The following is a 21,764-nucleotide window of genomic DNA, read 5'->3' on the forward strand; positions in this document are numbered from 1 at the left end:
CATTACTTTGATAGTTTGTGCTATATATATTTTAAACTAATTATGCCCTCTCTAACAACTCTACAATTCTTTCCAAGTCATCTTCATTGTAATATTCTATTTCTATCTTACCTTTTTTAGGTCCTTTATTGATGGTTACTTTAGTTCCAAATCTCTTTTTCAAACTATCTTCAATTTCTAGCAAAATGTAATCCTTAGATTTGCTTGTTTTTTCTTTTTTATTAGAGGTGTTTTTAGGCTCTATTAGCTCTTCTAACTGTCTTACGTTTAACTGATGCTCTAGTATCTGTTGAGCTACCTTATATTGATTTTCAAGGTTATCTAGTCTAAGGAGTACTCGTCCATGTCCACTACTAATTTGACCTAATCGAATCATTTCTATTACTCTTTCATCCAGATTAAGTAATCTAATGGAATTTGCAATATATGGTCTACTTTTACCAATCGCCTCTGATAGTTGTTCTTGAGTGATACTGTAGTCCTTCAGGATTTGCTGATATGCCAGTGCTTCTTCAATAACATTTAAGTCTTCCCTCTGTAGATTCTCAACTAAGGCAATTTCTAAAATTCTATGATCTTCATATTGCTTAACAATACAAGGTATCTCTTGCAGTTGAAGTTCCTTTGCCGCCCTCCATCTACGTTCACCAGCAATAATCATATAACCCTTTTCTTCCTTCATTACAATTATGGGCTGGATAAAACCGTGATTTTTTATGGATTGTGCAAGTTCTAGTATTTGCTCCTGTTGAAAGTCTTTTCTAGGTTGATTTACATTAGGATATACTTTATTAATATTTATATTATGTACTTTTCCCTCAACTATTGAATCTTCTTCAATATGTACTGTATTTGTTTGAGGAATTAGAGCTTCTAATCCCTTACCAAGCCCTCTCTTTTTCGCTTTTGTCATCTAAATCACGTCCTCCTCAAAATCAAGAAACTCTTCAGCTAATTCTACATAGGCTTCAGCACCTTTTGACTTTTCATCGTAATAGATAATTGGTTGTCCAAAGCTAGGGGCTTCTGCTAATCTAACATTTCTAGGAATGATGGTTGTATAGACTTTACCTTTGAAGTAGGCTTTTACCTCATCCACCACCTGTATGGATAAATTGGTTCTACCATCAAACATACTGATTACTACACCCTCAATTTCCAGTGAAGGATTAATACTCCTCTTGACTAATTGAATGGTGTTCATCAATTGACTAACGCCCTCTAAAGCATAATACTCACACTGAATAGGAATCAACACTCCATCCACAGCTGAAAGGGAGTTAATCGTTAATAGTCCCAAAGAAGGGGGGCAATCAATAAAAATGTAGTCATATTCTGATCTAATCTGATTTAACGCATATCTTAACTTGTTTTCACGGCCTTCCATCTGAGCCAATTCTATTTCAGCTCCTGCTAATTGTACGCTTGATGGTACTATATCAAGATTTTCGTAATCAGTCTTAATAATAACCTTATTAATATCTACTTCATTAACAATGACATCATATATGCTATACTCTAATACAGTTTTATCAATGCCAAAACCACTTGTGGTGTTACCTTGAGGGTCAATATCGATAACACAAACTTTTTTTCCCTTTTTAGCAATACATGCACTTAAATTAACGTTTGTTGTCGTCTTACCTACCCCGCCTTTTTGATTAAAAATTGCAACAACTTTACTCATCACTTCTCACTCCCTCCCTACGGAACAACTATATTATTTTTATTTCGTCAAATAAGTTTAATAACCCTGCTTTTTAGTTTTAATGTAAAATAATATTTAAATAAATCAAACAACTACACCTAGCCTGTCCATCTTTAAACTAATACTTATACATAAATATATGCTCATCCTAATAAGAAATCATAAAAAATGTAATAAAAAATTAAAATTTTTTTGGATACATTTATTCTATCAATAATCTGTCTAAAAAGATATATAAAACTCCTTCTTTACAATAAAATTAAATTTGTTTTATAAAAAAAAGTAAAGTATTTCTAAATTGATTATCTGAAACATACTAATGATATAGAGCATTTTACAAATAACATATATAACTAAGGGGGCATTAAAATGCTACGAGTAATCTTTACAACCTTTGTAATCGTGTTTTTCGCAGAATTAGGTGATAAAACACAACTACAAACAATGCTTTTAGCAACACAAGCAAAATCCGTTTGGCCTGTATTTATAGGCTCATCTTTAGCTTTAATACTGAGTTCTTTCGTAGGGGTTATTGCAGCTACCTATATAAATAAATTTATAGATCCCCACTACTTACAGATGGCTGCAGGCGTAATTTTTATCATTATCGGTTTGCTGACATTATCAGGTAAAATATAATCGCATCAAGCTTTTTTATATTTGAAATTAACAAGTTTATTTGTACATTTAATAAACTAATTACATATTGAAGCACAAAAAAGATTACTAGTTTTATAGTAATCTTTCATCTAAGCTATTATATCAGCATGTTAACTTTTAGGTATCTTTACTGTTACTTCTATGTACTCACCTTTATCTACTTGATTAAACTCAGCCTTTTCTTGCTTGTCTTTAATGGCATCATAGGCTTGTTTAATTGTGTTAATGTATATTCTATAGTTCATAAAACTCCTAATTTTTTTATTGTTTTTAGGTTCTTTTTCTTGGCTTATTTCCTCCAACATAACCTGTACTATGTCTTCAGTTTTCTTAACATTGTAATCATACTTAATAATTTTTTCTAATGCCACCGTTCTTAAGTCATCATCGGGAAGTTTCAATAATGCTCTTGCATGTCTTTCTGTCAAGTTATTTTCCAAGAGGGTCTTCTTAATATCAGGTCTTAATCGAAGAATCCTCATTTTGTTAGCAATAGTTGATTGATTTTTACCAACATGCTCAGCCAATTCCTGTTGAGTAAACCCGTGATCTTGAATTAAGTTATAATACCCCTCAGCCTCTTCGATAAAATTTAGGTCTTCCCGTTGTAAGTTCTCAATAATTGCTAAAACAGCAGAATCCTTATCATTGTAGTCATGGTGAACAATAGCAGGTACAGACTGAAGTTCAGCCAGTTTTGCCGCCTTTAAACGTCTTTCCCCTGCAATTAGTTCGTACTTTTCCTCTCCAATTTGCCTAACACTAATAGGCTGTAGTATTCCATATACTTTAATTGACTGACTTAGCTCGTCTAAACTAATTTGAGAAAAAGTTTTCCTTGGCTGATATGGATTGGGAATGATAGAGTTTATCGAAACCTCGATAATTTGTTTCTCCGCAGTATTCATCGATTATATCCCTCTCTTCTTCATTAGTTCCTTTAATAAATATAATTCGATAAAAAAAAGTTGAGTCCTGCAAAAACAGAGTAGAAAATATATTTTCGTTTTACAAAAAACTACTTTTTTTAATCAAATAATTGGATTTTTGCCAGGAGTTCCAGCTTTTCTAGGGTATTTTGTCGGGGTTTGCTTTACTTTTTTAATGATAACAATACGATGATTAATATCACTAAAAGGTAACTGAATACTTAATAAATCCTCAACTTCACCACCAAGGACCTTGATTGCCTTTTGGGCATCCTTAAGCTCATCCTCCACCAATGGTCCCTTTTGACAAATAAAATAGCCATTCATTTTTACAAAGGGTAGACAATATTCTGAGAGTACATTTAGAGACGCGACAGCCCTCGCTACGACAAAATCAAACTGTTCCCTATACTTAGCATCCTGTCCGTAGTCCTCAGCTCTACCATGGGAAAACTGAACCCCATCTAGGTCCAGTTGATTACATACTTCCTTCAAAAAGTTGAGTCTTTTGTTTAAAGAATCCAATAAAGTGAGTTGTATATTAGGATTAAATACCTTTAAAGGGATTCCAGGGAATCCTGCACCCGTTCCTACATCGATTAACTTCCCTTCATTTTTAAACTCCTTTACCTTTAAGCATGTAATGGAATCTAAAAAGTGTTTAATAATTACATCTTTTTCATCTTGAATGGCTGTCAAATTCATCTTTTGATTCCATTCCAAAAGCACATCCTTATAGGTTAGCAATTGCTCTACTTGTGTATCATTAACTTTAATATCCAACTGTCTACAACCTTCTATTAACATGTCTCGTAAATCCATTAGACTTCTCCCTTCCCCTGTCTTCTTCTTTGTTCAAGGTAGACTAATAAGACGGATATATCTGCAGGAGATACTCCTGATATTCTGGATGCTTGACCAACCGATAAAGGTCTGATATCCGTAAGCTTTTGTCTAGCTTCTAGTCTCAAGCCATCAATGCTGTGAAACTCAATATCTTCAGGAATTTTTTTGTTTTCAAGCTTCTTAAACTGATCTATTTGTCTCAGCTGCTTTTCGATATAGCCCTCGTACTTTATAACGATAGAAACCTGTTCCTCTACATACTTTAGTAATTCATGCTCTTCCCCATTTTCTATTCTCTTAATTTCTTGATAGGATACTTCTGGCCTTTTTAAGAGCTCATATAGGGAAATACCACCCTTTAATAATGCGCTTCCTATTTCTTCTAGAATAGGGTTAGCTACATTTGGTGAAACTGATTTACCCTTTAATCGCTCAATCTCTGCCTCTACCTTTATCTTCTTATCCATTACCTTATCGTATCTCTCTTTAGTAGCCAAACCTATCTTGTAGCTTTTCTCAGTAAGCCTCAGATCAGCATTATCTTGTCTTAGAACTAGTCTATATTCTGCCCGTGAAGTCATCATACGATATGGCTCATTTGTTCCTTTTGTCACCAAATCATCTATAATTACCCCAATGTAGGCTTCTGAACGGTCTAATACTAAGGGCTCTTCACCTCTGATTTTTAAAACAGCATTTATGCCAGCCATTAATCCTTGGGCCGCTGCTTCTTCATAACCAGATGTTCCATTGAATTGACCTGCACTAAAAAGATTCTCCACATGCTTAATCTCAAGAGATGGCTTTAGTTGTGTTGGATTAATACAGTCATATTCTATGGCGTAGGCTGGTCTCATGACTTTGCAATCCTCTAGGCCAACTACAGAATGTAGCATTTCTATTTGTACTTCCTCTGGTAGACTTGTGGACATTCCCTGTACATACATTTCTTTTGTGTCTACTCCCTCAGGCTCTATAAACAACTGATGGGTTTGCTTATCTTCAAATCGAACTACCTTGTCTTCTATAGATGGGCAATATCTAGGTCCTACACCCTCCATATCTCCCCGGTAGAAGGCCGATCTATGTAGGTTTTGTTTGATAATCCTCAATGTATCACCTGTAGTTCTCGTTAACCAACAAGGATGCTGTTCTAAACTCAACTTGTCATTCATAAAAGAGAATGGAACAATTTCCTCATCACCAGGCTGAATGGTCATTTTAGAGTAGTCAATTGTGTCGGCATGTATTCTAGCCGGGGTACCAGTCTTAAATCTTCGTAAATCACATCCAAGGCTCTTTAATCGATCTGTTAAAAACAATGCAGGAAACAGACCATTGGGTCCAGCCTCATAATTAAATTCCCCAATAAATATCTTACTTCTTAGATAAACACCTGTTGCCAATACAACAGCCTTACTATGAAACTCAGCTCCACTCCTCATGACAACACCTTTGACAGTATTTTCTTCAACAATTAGATCCACTACCTCCCCTTGAATTAAGTCAAGGTTTTCTTGGTTTTCAATTGTTTTTTTCATTTCAATATGGTACCTTGTTTTGTCAGCTTGAGCCCTTAGGGAATGTACAGCAGGCCCCTTAGCAGTATTTAACATTCGACTCTGAATAAAAGCTCTATCTGTATTTATCCCCATCTCTCCACCAAGGGCATCTATTTCTTTTACTAAATGTCCTTTTCCTGTGCCTCCTATAGATGGATTACAGGGCATCATAGCAATGGCATCTAATGTCAAGGTTAACATTAATGTGTTGCAACCCATTCTTGCTGATGCCAACGCAGCTTCACAACCAGCATGTCCACCACCAACAATAATGATATCATACGTTCCTCTATGATACTTCATCTATATCTCCTCCGTTTTATTCCTAATATAGAATAACTAAACTACCTTAATAAAAACCCTACTTACTTTCCGATACAGAAGTTCTGGAAAATGTGGTCTATTAAATCTTCCCCAACAGTATCACCAGTAATTTCTCCTAAAAAATCCCATGTATTTTTAAAATCTACTTCTATAAAGTCCATAGGTAACCTATTTCTAATTGCTTCTATACCATCCCTTAGGCTCTTCAAACTTCTCTCTATTGCATTTTTATGTCTAACATTTGTCACCAGTAGTCGATCTTTAGCCCGCACCTCTCCCCTGTAGACGATTTCTTCAAGGTAATTTTCTATTTGATCAATACCCGTCTCATCTACTAAGGATACTTTTATAATCTGCTTTTCACCTAGTAAATTTTTAATTCTATCTATATCTATTTCCATTGGTAGGTCAGTCTTGTTTAATAATACAAGGGCTTTTTTATTTTGGATTAATTCGATGATTTGAACATCCTCTTCTGTTAGTGTCCTGGAAGCATCCAGCATAAAGATGATTAAATCTGCTTTGTTGAAAAATTCCTTAGATTTCTTCACTCCGATTTGTTCTACTATATCTTGAGTTTCTCTTATACCAGCCGTATCAATTAATTTAAGAGGTATCCCTTTGACATTTAAATGCTCTTCAATTACATCCCTCGTTGTACCTGGAACATCAGTTACGATAGCCCTAGATTCCCTCAATAGTGTATTGAGTAGGGACGACTTGCCTACATTGGGCTTTCCTACGATTACAGTACTCAATCCTTCTCTTAAAATTTTTCCTGTATCGGCTGTTTCCAACAAATAACTTAAGGATTTTTCTAGTTCGATAGACTTATTTAATAGCAAATCAAGGGCAATCTCATCTACGTCCTCCTCTGAAAAGTCAATAGATACTTCTATATGGGCTAATAATTCTAATACGTCATTCCTTAGTTTTTCAACCCTTTTAGATAAAGAACCCTCCAACTGATCTAATGCGACATCAAACCCTTTTTCAGTCTTGGCGCTAATCAGATCCATAACAGCCTCTGCCTGAGCCAAATCAATCCGTCCATTTAAAAATGCCCTTTTCGTAAATTCTCCAGCATCAGCCATTCTTGCCCCTTGATTTAGAACAACCTCTAAAATTCTTTTAACAGGAATCATCCCGCCATGACAGTTTATTTCTATAATATCTTCTTTTGTATATGTATTGGGCCCCTTCATATATACAGCAAGCACTTCATCAATTTTTTCCTCCGTCTCAGGATTAAAGATATGCCCATAGGTTAACCTTCTAGTAGGAAATTCACTAAGTTTCATCCCCTTTAAGGATCTAAATATTTTATCTGTTATTAATAATGCTTTATCTCCACTGATTCTAACTATCCCAATTCCTGCTTCCCCAGGAGCTGTTGCTATGGCCGCAATCGTATCATCTAAAAACATTCTTCCACCTCAATTTATATTCTTTATATGTACTTATCTAAATCTAAAAGATATCATAATCATGTAAAATCTATTAGTATTATACCAAATATCAACTAATTCGATTACATAAGGAGGAATCTTTTTAAATTTAATCATATATTAATTACAAAAACCCAGTAATTATACTGGGTTTTACGTTTTATTTCTTTAGTGTAATTACAACCTTTCTATAAGGTTCATCACCCTCACTGAAGGTTTGAACAAAGGGATTACCCTGTAAAGCAGCATGAATGATTCTTCTTTCATATGGGTTCATTGGCTCTAAAGATATTGTTTTTCCAATCTTTTTAGCCTTTCTCGCCATTTTATTTGCTAGACGTACTAAGGTTTCTTCCCTCTTCTCACGGTAGTTTTCAGTATCAATAAATACCTTTAGGTAGTTATCTCTATTCTTATTAACCACTAGGCTTACAAGATACTGTAGGGAATCAAGTGTTTGTCCTCTTCTACCAATGATGACACCCATATTAGGTCCTTCTATGTTGACATTTAAGTTGTCCTTTTCCAGTTTAGCATGTATTTCTGCTTCGATTCCCATCGTCATTAACACATCATTTAAGAAGTTTTTTGCATCATCCTCAGGAAGATCAAGGACTGTTAATTTAACTCTTGCCATTTTATTTCCGATTAAACCCAAGAACCCCTTAGCTGGTTTTTCTAATATTTCGATCTGCACTTGTTCTCTGGCTTTGCTTAATTCTTTTAAACCTGCTTCAATTGCTTCATCAACAGTTTTACCAGTGGTTTCAATCAAGTTCATATTAATTAGAACCCTCCTTTGCTCTGGCATAAGGTTTTGAGATTAATAATTGTTGTACTACTTGGAATCCATTACTTACTACCCAATAAAGAGTTAGTCCTGCTGGAAAGCCTCTTCCCCAGATAAAAATCATGATAGGGAAGAAATACATCATCATCTTTTGGGTTTGGTCGCCTTTATTAGAAGAAGACATTGTATAACTAGAAAGGAAAGTAGTTAACGCAGCTAATAAAGGTAATACTAATTTTTCTGGGTCTGCTAAGTTTGGTAACCAAAGGAAACTAGTATCAATGCTTTTGTATATTTCTTCGGAACCAAATACATACAAACCGGGATTTCTAAGAACAGCAAATAGACCAAATAAAATTGGTAATTGAATCAATAAAGGTAGACATCCACCAAATGGACTTACTTGATGTTCTTTATAAAGCTCCATTGTTTTAATATTTAATTTTTCTTTGTCATCTTTATACTTTTCTTGTAATTCCTTTAACTTAGGCTGAATTTCCTGCATTTGCTTCATGGATTTTGTTTGCTTTAGAGTCAAAGGTACTATTAGTAGCTTTACTACAATAGTAAATACAATAATGGATATCCCATAGTCGTTAGTTAAATCAAAAATCATTTTTAACAACATACCTAACGGTTTTGCTAATGCCGACAAATTTAAAACCCCCTAGCTGCTTTTATTTCTTTAAGGGATCATATCCCCCTGGATGGAAGGGGTGACACCTTAATATTCTCATAATCATTAAATAAGTACCTTTAAAAAAACCATATTCTTGATAAGCCTCTATACTGTATTGGGAACAAGTGGGGTAGAATCGACAGGTTTGTCCTTTTAATGGAGAAACCCATTTTTGATAAAAACGGATTAGCGAAATACATAGACTCTTCAGCAAGTTACCCACTCCAATTTATTACTTATATAGTTTCATTTTTTTCAGCAAGTGCAACATAGCGCTCTCGATTTCTTGATATGTAGCTTCATTGCATCCCACTCTTGCCACAAATACAATATCATACCCACTTTTTATGCGATGATGGTTTAATCTAAAACTCTCCTTCATTAATCTTTTCACTCTACTTCTAACAACACTTTTTCCAACCTTTTTGGATACCGTCAACCCTACACGATTAGACTCCGATTGATTAGGCATAATGTATATAATCAGTAGCTTATTTGCCATTGACTTACTATACTTGTATACCTGTCTAAACTCTCGATCTTTTCTTATTGTATTAATTGTACTATTAGTACTGGTTGAACTTTGCATCGTCATAAATTTACCATCTCCCATAATTACAAGAAAAGGCCACAAATTGCGGCCTTAGCAGTCGATGTATGCATTAAGCAGTTAATCTCTTTCTGCCTTTTAATCTACGTCTTTTTAATACATTTCTGCCGTTCTTAGTGCTCATTCTTTTTCTGAAACCATGTTCTTTGCTTCTTTGTCTTTTCTTTGGCTGATATGTTCTTTTCACTTCAAAACACCCCCTTCAAGTACTATATTAGTACTTCTATCTAATAAACTTTGATATTCATCAAAATATATACCACTATGGTACTTAAAAATAATAACACAAATAGATTATAACTATATTAGAGTATCATGTCAAGATAAAACAGATCACTTAATTGTGGATAATAATATTATGGATATGTCTTCTTTTGTGGATATTTTTTTATATTTGTTGAAAAAGCTAAAAATATTTGATATTATATTAATACTTGTTGATAACTTTTATGAATTTATTCACATTCTTCACATTTATGCACAATATGTGGATATTGTTGTGCATAACTTAAAAGTTACTCAGATTTTTAATAAATATGTATTTGATTTTGGGGTTTTTTTTTGTGTATAATTAAATTATCGATATTGTTAATAAATGTTCTATGGTAGGAACATAACCCCTTAAGGAATAGCTTATCCACATTCTATTAAATATAATCTGTAGATAATTATTAATTTGTTTTTTTTCTTTTTATATGCTATTTGCTTACTATTATTGTGGATAAACATGAGGACAAGTCTAAAAAATAATTTTAAAATTCATATATATAACAAACTATTAGGGGGCTGTTCTATGCTTAACAACCTATCTGAGATTTGGGATAAAACAGAAAACTTAATCAAAACTGAACTAACTGAAGTAAGCTTTAATACTTGGATTAAAACCATTGAGCCTATATCAATGGAAGGTAATCAAATCATTTTAGGCGTGCCAAACGATTTTACTAAAGGAATTTTAACCACCCGTTATGTCACGCTTATTAGTAATGCCATAAAACAGATTACTTCAAAAAAGTATGAAATTCAGTTTGTTATCCCAACAGAAGAAAATATACAAAATATTAAAAAAGAACATACTAAATCTCAGAAATTACAACAAATAGAAACTAATCTTTCGTCAACTAATCTGAATCCTAAATATACCTTTGATACATTTGTCATAGGTAATAGTAATCGTTTTGCCCATGCAGCATCAGTTGCTGTAGCTGAAGCACCAGCCAAAGCTTACAATCCTCTATTTATATATGGAGGTGTTGGATTAGGTAAAACCCACTTAATGCATGCAATTGGACATTTTATATTGGAAAATGACCCAAAAGCACGGGTTGCCTATGTATCATCTGAAACTTTTACAAATGAATTAATTAATTCTATTCGTGACGATAGAAATGTTGAATTTAGAAATCGTTATCGAAATGTGGACGTGCTATTAGTGGATGATATTCAATTCATTGCTGGTAAAGAGCGAACTCAAGAAGAGTTTTTCCATACTTTTAATGCGCTGCATGAATCCAACAAACAGATTATTATATCCAGTGATCGTCCTCCTAAAGAGATTCCAACATTAGAAGATCGTTTGAGATCTCGATTTGAATGGGGTTTGATTACAGATATTCAACCACCTGATTTTGAAACAAGAATTGCTATTCTGAGAAAAAAAGCTCAGATGGAGAATATCGATGTTCCAAATGAGGTTACTATATTTATAGCAAAAAAAATACAGGCTAACATTAGGGAATTAGAAGGGGCTTTAATAAGAATTGTAGCCTATTCTTCATTAACTAATAGCGAAATCACCGTTGAGCTTGCAAGCGAAGCTCTGAAGGAAATTTTCTCTTCAAAACCTAAGCAGCTAAATATTCCTTTAATTAAAGAAGTTATTGCAAAGAGATATAATATTAGGTTAGAGGATATAGATTCTAAAAAGAGAACTCGGGCCATTGCTTTTCCTAGACAAATTGCTATGTACATTACAAGAGAACTTACTGACCTATCTTTACCTAAAATAGGTGAAGAGTTTGGAGGTAGGGACCATACTACAGTTATGCATGCCCATGATAAAATATCGAATGATATTCAATCAGATGCAAATTTGAAGGAAACCATCGAAACGATTATGAAGGAATTAAAAGGTGATATGTGATACTAAAATCCATCAACATTTAACTGTGTATATCATGTTGATACTTTATTTCTGTTTTTTTTCTCTGAATTTGTGGATAAAATAGTCCCACTTCTACACATGTTATTCACACAACAAAACTGCTGAATATAAAGGTCTGACCCTCTTACTAACAAACTAACAGGACCTATTACTATTACTACTATTTTTTTATATTATTTATATATAAATCTGCAAAGGAGGTTATCCACAATGCACTTTTCATGTCCTCAAAAAAATCTACTAAATAGTATTTCCATTGTACAAAAATCTGTTTCTTCTAAAACAACTCTAACTATACTAAAGGGGATTTATTTAGAAGCTAAGATGGGTCAATTAAAACTAGTAGGAACTGACTTAGAGATTGGGATAGAAAATATTATTGAGGCAGACGTAAGAAAAGAAGGATCTATCGTTATTGACGCAAGACTATTTAGTGAGATTATCAGAAAACTACCCGATTCAAACGTTGAAATTAGTATAGATGAAAATAGTCAAATACTAATTAAGTGTGAACATACAGAAATTAATATCTTAAGTCAAAGTGCATCTGAATTCCCTGAGTTACCAGTAGTTGAAGAAGAACAAACCTATTTAATACCTCAGGAGATATTTAGAAATATGATTCGTCAAACTGTATTTGCAACATCTCAAGACGAGTCTAGACCAATACTAACTGGAGTATTAGTTGAAATCGAAGAATCAATCTTAAATATGGTGGCATTAGATGGATATAGATTAGCTTTAAGAAGAGGAAGCATTAATGCAGTAGATAATTACAAAGTTGTCATTCCAGCTAAAACATTGAACGAAATCAGTAGAATTATGAATATGGATGAAGATGAGCCTATTAAAGTATCACTAACAGAAAATCATGGATTATTCACTATAGGCAATACTAAGTTAATATCAAGATTGCTTGAGGGGGAATTCATTAATTATAATCAGATTCTTCCTAAGGAATATAAATCAAGGGTGAAGATTAATACTAAGAATTTATTAAACAGTATAGAGAGAGCTTCTTTATTAGGTAGAGAGGGTAAGAGTAATCTAGTTAAATTTACAATTAAAGACGACAAAATGATTATTACGTCCAACTCCGAACTAGGAAAAGTATATGAAGAGATACCAATACAATTGGAAGGTAATGATTTAGAAATCGCCTTTAATTCAAAATACTTTATAGAAGCTTTAAAGGTAATTGAAGATGAGGAAATATTCATTACTTTAACGACAGGAGTAAGCCCAGGAATTATAAGACCTGTAGATAACGACAACTATGTATACTTAGTTCTTCCTGTGAGATTACACTAGTTAATTTAACCCAGCAAATGCTGGGTTTATATTTTTATCATAAAAATACTACATAATCATAATTAATAATAGTCAAACAACAGTTAATAATACTAAATACACATTTAAAAAGGAGGATTCCAGATGGCTATAAAAATCAAAATAGAAAATGAATACATTAAACTAGACTCTTTACTAAAATTTAGCAACGCAGTAGGCAGTGGTGGAGAAGCTAAATTAATGATCCTAAGTGGAGAGGTTAAAGTAAATGGAGTTATTACGACCCAGAGGGGAAAAAAAATTAGACAAGGTGATATTGTAAAGTTTGGTGATATTGAAATCAAAGTCGAGTAAAATTGTTTTAGGTTACTATAGGGGGATGAAAGCATGTTTATTGAAGAAGTTAAAGCAGTTAACTTTAGGAACTATCAAGAATTATATTTACAACTTCATCCTAGATTAAATATATTTGTAGGAGAAAATGCTCAAGGGAAAACCAATATTATTGAGATGCTATACCTGTCCGCTATGGGGAAATCATTTAGAACAAACAAGGATCAAGAATTAATTAAATTCGGTAAGAATCAGGCCTATACCAAAGTTAATGTTAAAAGATTATCTGGAGAGACATTAATAGAAGTTAGACTAGATACTACCCAGAAGAAAAAGTTAAAGGTAAATCAGATTCCTTTGACAAAGTTAGGCGAATTGTTAGGAAATTTGAATGTTGTCATTTTTGCACCTGATGATTTAAAAATTGTCAAAGGTGGACCAGGAGAGCGGAGGAGATTTATAGACAATGAAATTTGCCAAATATATCCTAAATATTATTACACGCTAAATCAGTACAATAGGATATTACAACAGAGGAATAAATTGCTAAAGGAAAGCAGAGGTAGAAAAATAGACCTTGAAATCTGGAATCAACAATTGGCGGAGGCAGGGGCAACAATTATTACATACCGAAAGAAATTCATAAAAAGAATGGGTATATTAGCAAAATTAATGCACCGAAAGATAACAGAAGAAGTTGAAACCCTTGAAATACAATATGATAGCAATGTACCCTTTAAAGAAAAAGATGAATTTAAAGAAATTGTAGATACATTTCTAAAAAAGATCGGTGAAAATAGCAGTATGGAGTATCGAAGAGGATTAACATTAGTGGGCCCCCATAGGGATGAACTTGTTTTTAAGGTAAACAACATTGATGTGAAAAACTACGGGTCACAAGGGCAACAGAGGACAGCGGCCCTATCCGTAAAATTAGCAGAGCTAGAGCTGATTAAAGGTGAAGTAGGGGAATATCCTGTACTATTACTGGATGATGTTATGAGTGAGCTTGATATCAAGAGGCAAAATTACCTCATCAATAATCTAAAAAATGTCCAGACCTTCATAACCACGACAATGATTAGTCAGTTAAATACAGCCAATACAGAAAATAGAAGAGTATTTTATGTTTCCCAAGGCGAAGTAAGAAAATGTGACTAATTTATAAAAAAAAGCAATAACTGCCTTTTATTCATGTAAAATTAAGGTTATAATATAGGAATGGAAAAAACAATAGAGGTGATTGTAATGTTTCTTCATATAGGAGGAGAGGTTGTTGTCCCATTAAAGGACGTTATTGCTATTTTTGATATTCAATCTACTATGAAATCAAAGTATAGCCAGAACTTTTTAGAGGTATGTAAAGAAGAAGGGTTTATACAAGAGATTCTTCAAGAAGAACCTAGATCCTTTGTTATTACTGAAAGAGTAGAAAAATCAGTTAAGAACGGGAAAAAAAGCAGGAAAACAATTGTCTACTACTCTCCTATTTCAGCATTAACCTTACAAAAAAGAGCGGGCTTTATAGATGATATAGAAAAATACTAATCTGCTATGGATTCTTTAGCAGATTATTTGCGTAGAATTAAAAATCTTATAGGAACTTAAGTGTCAGTAGGAGGTAGTAACATGGAAAACAATATACAAGAGTACGGAGCCCAGCAGATCCAAGTTCTAGAAGGTCTTGAACCCGTTAGAAAAAGACCTGGCATGTACATCGGATCAACAGGACCTAAAGGGTTACACCATTTAGTCTATGAGGTGGTTGATAATAGTATTGATGAAGCCTTGGCTGGTTATTGTGATGAAATTACTGTCACTATTCTCAAGGATAATGCAATTAGAGTAGTGGATAATGGGAGGGGAATACCCGTAGATATCCATCCCAAGACGGGTAAATCAACATTGGAAACCGTACTTACTGTTCTTCACGCCGGTGGAAAGTTTGGTGGAGGAGGATACAAAGTGTCCGGTGGACTTCATGGAGTAGGGGTTTCCGTAGTTAATGCATTATCTGAATACGTTGAAGTGGAAATTAAAAAGGATGGAAAGTTATATCAACAGCGATATGAAAGAGGAAATCCTTTATCAGACGTTCAGATAGTGGGAGAAACAGAGGGAACAGGTACGACTGTGTCATTTAAGCCTGATGCTGAGATTTTTGAAGAGACAGAATACAAATATGAGACGCTAGAATATAGATTAAGAGAACTAGCTTTTCTTAATAAAGGGATTAAGATAATCCTTATTGATGAGAGACAGGAAGAAGAGAAAAAGAATATATTTCACTATGATGGTGGAATTATTGAATTCGTAAAGCATCTTAATAAAAATAGAGAAGCAGTTCATGATAAGGTTGTTTACTTTGAAAAAGAAAAGGATGAATCTGTAGTAGAAATTGCAATGCAATATACTGAATCCTATACAGAAAATATCTTTAGCTTTGCAAACAATATCAATACACAAGAAGGTGGAACTCATTTAATCGGCTTTAAGTCTGCTTTAACAAGAGTGGTAAATGATTATGCTAGAAAAATTGGCGCTTTAAAGGAAAAAGATGCAAATTTACTTGGAGAAGATATTAGAGAAGGATTAACAGCAGTTGTTTCTATAAAATTAACCGATCCACAATTTGAGGGACAAACTAAGACTAAACTAGGAAATAGTGAGGTTCGTGGGGTTGTTGAGACCATCACTAATGAAAATTTAGAGGCTTTTCTTGAAGAAAACCCAAGTGAAGCAAAATTAATTGTGGACAAGGCCCTAAAGGCTCAAAGAGCAAGGGAAGCTGCAAAAAAAGCTAGAGAACTTACCCGAAGAAAAGGTGTTTTAGAAAACACAGCATTACCTGGGAAATTAGCCGATTGCTCTGAAAAAGACCCAGCTCTTAGTGAGATATATTTAGTAGAGGGTGATTCAGCTGGTGGTAGTGCTAAACAAGGAAGAGATCGTGCTACTCAAGCGATTCTTCCTTTAAGAGGAAAGATACTAAATGTTGAAAAGGCTCGATTAGATAAGATATTAAACTATAATGAAATAAGGTCTATGATTACAGCCTTTGGGACTGGTATAGGAGCAGACTTTAATATTGAAAAACTAAGGTATCACAAGATTATTATTATGACGGATGCCGACGTAGATGGTGCTCATATACGTACCTTACTACTGACCTTCTTCTTCAGGTATATGAAGCCCTTAATAGAATTAGGACATATTTACGCTGCTCAACCACCTTTATATAAAGTTAAGAAAGGTAAAACAGAGCATTATGCCTATTCAGATAAAGAACTAAATAAAATACTTGATGACCTAGGTAGAGAAACAAAAGCTGATATTCAAAGATATAAAGGTCTAGGAGAAATGAATCCAGAGCAACTTTGGGATACAACTATGGACCCATCAACTAGAACATTACTACAAATAACGATTGATGACGCCGCTAAAGCTGATGAAATATTCATAACTCTAATGGGAGAAAAGGTAGAACCTCGAAGAGAATTTATTGAAAGTAACGCTAAATATGTTAAATATTTGGATGTATAGATAGGGGGATAAGAATATAATGGAAAATACTAGTAAAATTGTCCCTATAGGTATAGAAGATGAAATGCAGAAATCCTATATAGATTATGCCATGAGTGTAATCGTAGGGCGGGCATTGCCTGATGTAAGAGATGGATTAAAACCAGTTCATAGAAGAATATTGTATGCAATGAGTGAATTAGGGGTAACACCTGATAAACCCCACAGAAAATCTGCTCGTATTGTTGGGGACGTATTAGGTAAGTATCATCCCCATGGAGACTCCGCTGTGTATGATGCTATGGTAAGAATGGCACAGGATTTCTCTACAAGATACCTTTTAGTGGATGGACATGGGAATTTCGGTTCAGTTGATGGTGATAGTGCTGCAGCAATGCGTTATACCGAAGCTCGGTTAACAAAAATATCAATGGAAATGATCAGAGATATTCAAAAAGAGACTGTTGATTATACATCAAACTTTGATGATACCTTGAAGGAACCTAGTGTTCTTCCAAGTAGATTTCCTAATTTATTAGTTAATGGTTCTAATGGTATTGCCGTGGGGATGGCTACTTCGATTCCTCCCCATAACCTAAGAGAGGTAATAGATGGTGTCATTCAAATAATCGATGAGCCAGAATCAGATGTTGAGGAATTGATTAAGCATATAAAAGGACCTGACTTTCCTACTGGTGCATATATAATGGGTAAGGAAGCTATTAAAGATGCTTATAGAACAGGAAGAGGAAAAGTTAAAGTAAGAGCAGTTGCTGATATTGAAGAATTAAAAAATAATCGACAACAGATTGTAGTAACTGAAATCCCTTATCAAGTAAATAAAGCAAAACTAATAGAGAAAATAGCAGAATTAGTTAGGGATAAGAAAATAGATGGTATTTCTGACTTACGGGACGAGAGTGATCGTAATGGTATGAGGATTGTTATAGAGCTTAAGAGAGATGCCAACTCAAATATTGTTCTAAATAAGCTGTACAAGCATACTCAAATGGAAGACACCTTCAGTATTATCATGATCGCTTTAGTAGAGGGACAACCTAGAGTGTTGAACCTAAAAGAAGTTCTTAGTCACTATGTAGAACATCAAAAAGAGATTATTACAAGAAGAACTCAGTTTGACTTACGTAAAGCTGAAGAGAAAGCCCATATATTAGAAGGATTAAAAATAGCATTAGATCATATTGATGAAGTAATCGCTTTAATTAGAGGGTCTGAGAACGCACAGATTGCAAAAGCAGGTTTAGTTGAAAAATTCCACTTATCTGAACGACAAGCTCAAGCAATACTAGACATGAGGTTACAAAGGTTAACAGGATTAGAACGGGATAAGATTGAAGCCGAATATCAAGAACTGTTACAGTTAATCAATGAGTTAAAAGAAATACTTGCTAATGAAACATTAGTTCTTAATATCATAAAAGAAGAGCTGATAGAAATCAAAGAGAAATATGGTGATGACCGCAGAACAGAGATTAAGTTTGATGAAGGAGAAATCAACATTGAAGACTTAATTGATGAAGAGGATGTTGTAATAACCTTAACTCACTTTGGATATGTAAAAAGATTACCACTGGATACCTATAAGAGTCAGCGTAGGGGTGGAAAAGGAATAGCTGGTCTTACAACGAGAGAGGAAGACTTTGTGGAGACTTTAGTGATTACATGTAGCTTAGACTATTTACTCTTCTTTACTAATAAAGGTAAAGTATACAAGTTAAACGCATATGAAGTTCCTGAAGCTAAGCGACAAGCAAAAGGAACTGCCATTGTTAATTTAATTCAATTGACTCCTAATGAGAAGATTGCAGCCATTATTCCAATGAGTAAAACAGCTGAACAACAGTATTTAGTAATGGCTACAAAAATGGGAATTATCAAAAAAACACAGTTAAGTCAGTTTGAAAATACAAGAAAAACAGGACTAATAGCTATCAATATCAGAGAAGAAGATGAATTGATTAGCGTAAGGCCTACAGATGAAGGTCAAGAAATTATCTTTGTAACAGCCAAAGGAATGGCGATTCAATTCAATGAAAATGAAGTTAGGGATATGGGTCGCTCTGCTATGGGAGTAAAAGGAATAAATCTATCAAAAAATGATGTGGTTGTAGCTATGGAAATAGCAGATGAAACAAAAGATCTAATGGTAGTTAGTGAAAAAGGCTTTGGAAAACGTACAGAAATAAAAGAATACCGTGTCCAATCTAGAGGGGGCAAGGGTGTTAAAACATATAACGTCAATAGTAAATCTGGTGCACTAGTGGGAGCTAAAATTGTGAGTGACGACGAGGATATACTATTAATTAATAATGATGGAACCGTTATACGCTTAAATGTAAAGGACATATCAAGAATGGGTAGAAATACAAAGGGAGTTACCTTAATGAAAACCCATGATGAACAAAAAATAGTTTCAGTAGCCTTGATTGGTCATCAGGAAGAAGAAGAGGAAGAAGATTAATATTGTTAGAATTGACAAGCGACTTGAATAGTAGAAGTATTACACATAAGGAAAACAAAAGCTCAAAGATTGTACTTTTGTTTTCCTTTTCTTTAGAAATGATTAGGACACCAATGGAATAAAAGTCTATGCAAATTAAATGTTTAGTACTGGACTTTTAGGGTAAAATTTATTTATAGAGTGCTCGGAGGGGGGTTATTTTTTATGTCATTGAAGATTATTAAGAACTATGATGAAGAACAAAACCAATGGAAAATTGACTTGATAGGTGAAGTTGACATATATACTGCAGGTCAACTAAAGGAAGCATTTATCAAGATTATTGAAGAAAGAAAAGAAAGTATTAAAATTAATGCAGAAGGGTTAGAGTATATTGATAGTACTGGATTAGGGGTACTAATAGGGGCATTAAAAAGATTGAAGCAAGAAAACAAAGATATTATTATTTACAATGTTAAGGCAAGTATAAAGAAATTGTTAAACATTACAGGGCTAGATAAAATCTTTATTATTGAGGGGTGAGTTTTAAAATGATAGGGAATGTAAAGGAGAAAGCCAATATGAATAAAACGAATTCTGATCAAATTCAATTATCTATTCCTAACAAACCTGAATACGTTAGCGTAGCAAGATTGACTGTAACTGCAATAGCCAACCGTATGGGCTTTGATATAGAGGGGATAGAAGATATTAAGGTTGCAATAGCAGAAGCATGCACAAACGCAATAACACATGGTAAAAACGAAAATGATAATTTTTCTGTTAATTTTATAATGGATGAAGAAAAGCTTACTATAACCGTTTGTGATCATGGTATGGGATGTATTGTGAACAACATTAAAAAACCTGATTTTAATCATTTGAATCAGGAGAAAGAAGGAGGGTTAGGGATTTTTATTATACGATCATTAATGGATGACGTTCAAATTACTTCGAATCATGGTATTGGAACTACTATTACGATGACAAAGTATATGGGGGATGGTTACTAATGAAAAATGTAGCAAAGGCTACTAAATATAGAACAATACAATCCCTTAATAATAAGAGTGAAAAGGAATTATTTCATGATTATGCAATTAATAAAGATTTAGCCATTAGAAATGAATTAGTCAATAGACATCTTTATATTGCTGAAATACTATCCAAAAAATTTGTTAATAAAGGAATTGATTATGAAGATATTTATCAAGTAGCTTCAGTAGGTTTAATCTATGCCATAGAAAGATTTGACTTAAGTAAAGGCTTTGAGTTTTCTAGTTTTGCTACCCCTACGATAATAGGTGAAATCAAAAAACACTTTAGAGATAAAGGGTGGTCTATTAGAGTACCAAGAAGAATTCAAGAGCTATCCAAAAAAATAAACGGAGCAAAAACAACGCTACATCAGAAACTTCAGAGGACACCTATGATTAGAGATATTGCTGAGTATTTAGATTGTACAGAGGAAGAAGTAATGGAAGCTATGGAAGCTAGTCAAGTATATACTCCAAAATCTTTAGATTTAACATATGATAATGATGGAGAAGATAAAGATGTGCAGTTGATGGACTTGATTGGAGATACAGATAAAAGTTTCGATCTATTAGAAAACAGAGATTTTTTAGAGAAAGCTATGGAAAAATTAAACGAGGTAGAGAAAAAGGTTCTAAAGGATCGTTTCTTTGCCAGTAAAACCCAGATGCAAATAGCAGAAGAAATGAACGTCTCTCAAATGACTGTTTCTAGAATGGAAAAGAAAATTATTGAGAAATTCAGAAAAGAATTGAATAAAAGCTTATAGAATGAATAAGTAAGTCTCGAGTAGCTAACATAGCTATCATAAGGAGAGGGCTCTACCACTTTCGCCCTTCGGTTCAATCACAACACAGTAGTTAAGCTTCTGCGCTGATGGTACTTGGAGGGCAGCCTCCTGGGAGAGTAGGACGTCGCGGTATTTTTTATCCCATAAAAAGGATGGAAATATATACATGCTTTAGAGTGTTGACATAATACCCATAAGGTGTTATGATGTATAAACTGCTTCGAAAGAACAAGTAGCGATACGGTTCTTTGGAAAAAGATAACATTAAAAAAAATAGTTGACACTTTGAAAAAGATATGATATATTAGTTAAGTCGCCGATTTGAGGCGATGGGGCGTAAGCCCTTGAAAAACAAGGTCTTTGAAAACTGAACAGTATAGATTTAAGCCAGCATAATTTTTTACGTCAATGATGTTAAAAATCTCATAGCTAATCTTTATCATATAATGAAATTAGCCCATCGATTTTTAACAAAGTGACTGACACAAAATCATAGATTTTGGTCATCTACTTTTTTATTAAGAGTTTGATCCTGGCTCAGGATGAACGCTGGCGGCGTGCCTAACACATGCAAGTCGAGCGGAGTTGTTGAGAAGCTTGCTTCAATACAACT

22 protein-coding genes and 1 rRNA gene are annotated in these 21,764 nt (G+C 33.7%); 12 read left to right on the plus strand and 11 right to left on the minus strand.

What is annotated here, in order from left to right:
- Window positions 1-40: 40 nt before the first annotated feature.
- Both JOC73_RS10550 and JOC73_RS10555 read right to left on the minus strand, forming a co-directional pair.
- Window positions 41-913, minus strand: coding sequence for a ParB/RepB/Spo0J family partition protein (locus JOC73_RS10550; protein WP_204402950.1), 873 nt, complete (start codon window positions 911-913; stop codon window positions 41-43).
- The gene (locus JOC73_RS10555; protein ID WP_204402952.1) at window positions 914-1,687 is read right to left on the minus strand and encodes a ParA family protein; all 774 of its coding nucleotides are present in this window, start codon (window positions 1,685-1,687) and stop codon (window positions 914-916) included. It abuts the gene before it with no gap.
- A gap of 390 nt (window positions 1,688-2,077) precedes the next feature.
- Between JOC73_RS10555 and JOC73_RS10560 the strand changes: the two genes are divergently transcribed.
- Window positions 2,078-2,347: a TMEM165/GDT1 family protein gene (locus JOC73_RS10560; RefSeq protein ID WP_204402954.1), complete on the plus strand. Its 270-nt coding sequence runs from the start codon at window positions 2,078-2,080 to the stop codon at window positions 2,345-2,347.
- Window positions 2,348-2,478: 131 nt separating this feature from the next.
- Here the strand turns inward: JOC73_RS10560 and noc are convergent, their stop codons facing one another.
- From noc to rpmH, 9 genes are all read right to left on the minus strand, one after another.
- Complete coding sequence (gene noc, locus JOC73_RS10565) at window positions 2,479-3,276, minus strand: nucleoid occlusion protein (RefSeq protein WP_204402956.1); 798 nt, start codon at window positions 3,274-3,276, stop codon at window positions 2,479-2,481.
- A gap of 123 nt (window positions 3,277-3,399) precedes the next feature.
- Window positions 3,400-4,119, minus strand: coding sequence for a 16S rRNA (guanine(527)-N(7))-methyltransferase RsmG (rsmG, locus tag JOC73_RS10570; protein ID WP_204402958.1), 720 nt, complete (start codon window positions 4,117-4,119; stop codon window positions 3,400-3,402).
- Entirely contained in the window at window positions 4,119-6,008 is a 1,890-nt protein-coding gene (gene mnmG / locus JOC73_RS10575) for a tRNA uridine-5-carboxymethylaminomethyl(34) synthesis enzyme MnmG (protein WP_204402960.1), read from the minus strand. The genes rsmG and mnmG overlap by 1 nt, the downstream gene beginning before the upstream one ends.
- A gap of 62 nt (window positions 6,009-6,070) precedes the next feature.
- On the minus strand, window positions 6,071-7,456 hold the full coding sequence (gene mnmE / locus JOC73_RS10580) for a tRNA uridine-5-carboxymethylaminomethyl(34) synthesis GTPase MnmE (RefSeq protein WP_204402963.1): 1,386 nt from the start codon (window positions 7,454-7,456) through the stop codon (window positions 6,071-6,073).
- Between the two features lie 181 nt (window positions 7,457-7,637).
- Window positions 7,638-8,258: an RNA-binding cell elongation regulator Jag/EloR gene (gene jag, locus JOC73_RS10585; protein ID WP_204402965.1), complete on the minus strand. Its 621-nt coding sequence runs from the start codon at window positions 8,256-8,258 to the stop codon at window positions 7,638-7,640.
- Window position 8,259: 1 nt separating this feature from the next.
- Window positions 8,260-8,922 (minus strand): YidC/Oxa1 family membrane protein insertase, encoded by a 663-nt coding sequence (locus JOC73_RS10590; protein WP_204402967.1) that lies wholly within the window; start codon window positions 8,920-8,922, stop codon window positions 8,260-8,262.
- A 22-nt stretch (window positions 8,923-8,944) separates the two neighbouring features.
- Window positions 8,945-9,157 carry a membrane protein insertion efficiency factor YidD gene (gene yidD / locus JOC73_RS10595; RefSeq protein WP_204403000.1) on the minus strand — a complete coding sequence of 71 codons (213 nt, stop codon included), beginning with the start codon at window positions 9,155-9,157 and terminating at the stop codon, window positions 8,945-8,947.
- A 21-nt stretch (window positions 9,158-9,178) separates the two neighbouring features.
- A complete protein-coding gene (rnpA, locus tag JOC73_RS10600; RefSeq protein WP_243427938.1) occupies window positions 9,179-9,541 on the minus strand; it encodes a ribonuclease P protein component in 363 nt (120 codons plus the stop codon).
- 67 nt (window positions 9,542-9,608) lie between these two features.
- On the minus strand, window positions 9,609-9,743 hold the full coding sequence (rpmH, locus tag JOC73_RS10605; RefSeq protein ID WP_132848477.1) for a 50S ribosomal protein L34: 135 nt from the start codon (window positions 9,741-9,743) through the stop codon (window positions 9,609-9,611).
- Window positions 9,744-10,349: 606 nt separating this feature from the next.
- Between rpmH and dnaA the strand changes: the two genes are divergently transcribed.
- The 11 genes from dnaA to JOC73_RS10660 all read left to right on the plus strand — a co-directional run.
- Window positions 10,350-11,699 (plus strand): chromosomal replication initiator protein DnaA, encoded by a 1,350-nt coding sequence (gene dnaA / locus JOC73_RS10610; protein ID WP_204402969.1) that lies wholly within the window; start codon window positions 10,350-10,352, stop codon window positions 11,697-11,699.
- 231 nt (window positions 11,700-11,930) lie between these two features.
- Entirely contained in the window at window positions 11,931-13,031 is a 1,101-nt protein-coding gene (dnaN, locus tag JOC73_RS10615) for a DNA polymerase III subunit beta (RefSeq protein WP_204402972.1), read from the plus strand.
- 123 nt (window positions 13,032-13,154) lie between these two features.
- A complete protein-coding gene (locus JOC73_RS10620; protein WP_204402974.1) occupies window positions 13,155-13,364 on the plus strand; it encodes an RNA-binding S4 domain-containing protein in 210 nt (69 codons plus the stop codon).
- Between the two features lie 33 nt (window positions 13,365-13,397).
- On the plus strand, window positions 13,398-14,504 hold the full coding sequence (recF, locus tag JOC73_RS10625) for a DNA replication/repair protein RecF (RefSeq protein WP_204402976.1): 1,107 nt from the start codon (window positions 13,398-13,400) through the stop codon (window positions 14,502-14,504).
- Window positions 14,505-14,564: 60 nt separating this feature from the next.
- Window positions 14,565-14,891, plus strand: coding sequence for an extracellular matrix regulator RemB (gene remB / locus JOC73_RS10630; RefSeq protein WP_330613169.1), 327 nt, complete (start codon window positions 14,565-14,567; stop codon window positions 14,889-14,891).
- A gap of 81 nt (window positions 14,892-14,972) precedes the next feature.
- Window positions 14,973-16,886, plus strand: coding sequence for a DNA topoisomerase (ATP-hydrolyzing) subunit B (gyrB, locus tag JOC73_RS10635; RefSeq protein WP_204402978.1), 1,914 nt, complete (start codon window positions 14,973-14,975; stop codon window positions 16,884-16,886).
- A gap of 19 nt (window positions 16,887-16,905) precedes the next feature.
- Window positions 16,906-19,347, plus strand: a complete 2,442-nt coding sequence (gene gyrA, locus JOC73_RS10640; RefSeq protein ID WP_204402980.1) for a DNA gyrase subunit A — start codon at window positions 16,906-16,908, stop codon at window positions 19,345-19,347.
- A 204-nt stretch (window positions 19,348-19,551) separates the two neighbouring features.
- Window positions 19,552-19,869 carry an STAS domain-containing protein gene (locus JOC73_RS10645; RefSeq protein WP_204402983.1) on the plus strand — a complete coding sequence of 106 codons (318 nt, stop codon included), beginning with the start codon at window positions 19,552-19,554 and terminating at the stop codon, window positions 19,867-19,869.
- Window positions 19,870-19,907: 38 nt separating this feature from the next.
- On the plus strand, window positions 19,908-20,339 hold the full coding sequence (locus tag JOC73_RS10650) for an ATP-binding protein (protein WP_204402985.1): 432 nt from the start codon (window positions 19,908-19,910) through the stop codon (window positions 20,337-20,339).
- Complete coding sequence (locus JOC73_RS10655; RefSeq protein WP_204402987.1) at window positions 20,339-21,130, plus strand: SigB/SigF/SigG family RNA polymerase sigma factor; 792 nt, start codon at window positions 20,339-20,341, stop codon at window positions 21,128-21,130. The genes JOC73_RS10650 and JOC73_RS10655 overlap by 1 nt, the downstream gene beginning before the upstream one ends.
- Before the next feature lie 535 nt (window positions 21,131-21,665).
- Window positions 21,666-21,764 (plus strand): 16S ribosomal RNA (locus tag JOC73_RS10660); the annotation flags it as partial.

The sequence above is a fragment of the Alkaliphilus hydrothermalis genome (assembly GCF_016908555.1).
GTDB lineage: Bacteria > Bacillota > Clostridia > Peptostreptococcales > Natronincolaceae > Alkaliphilus > Alkaliphilus hydrothermalis.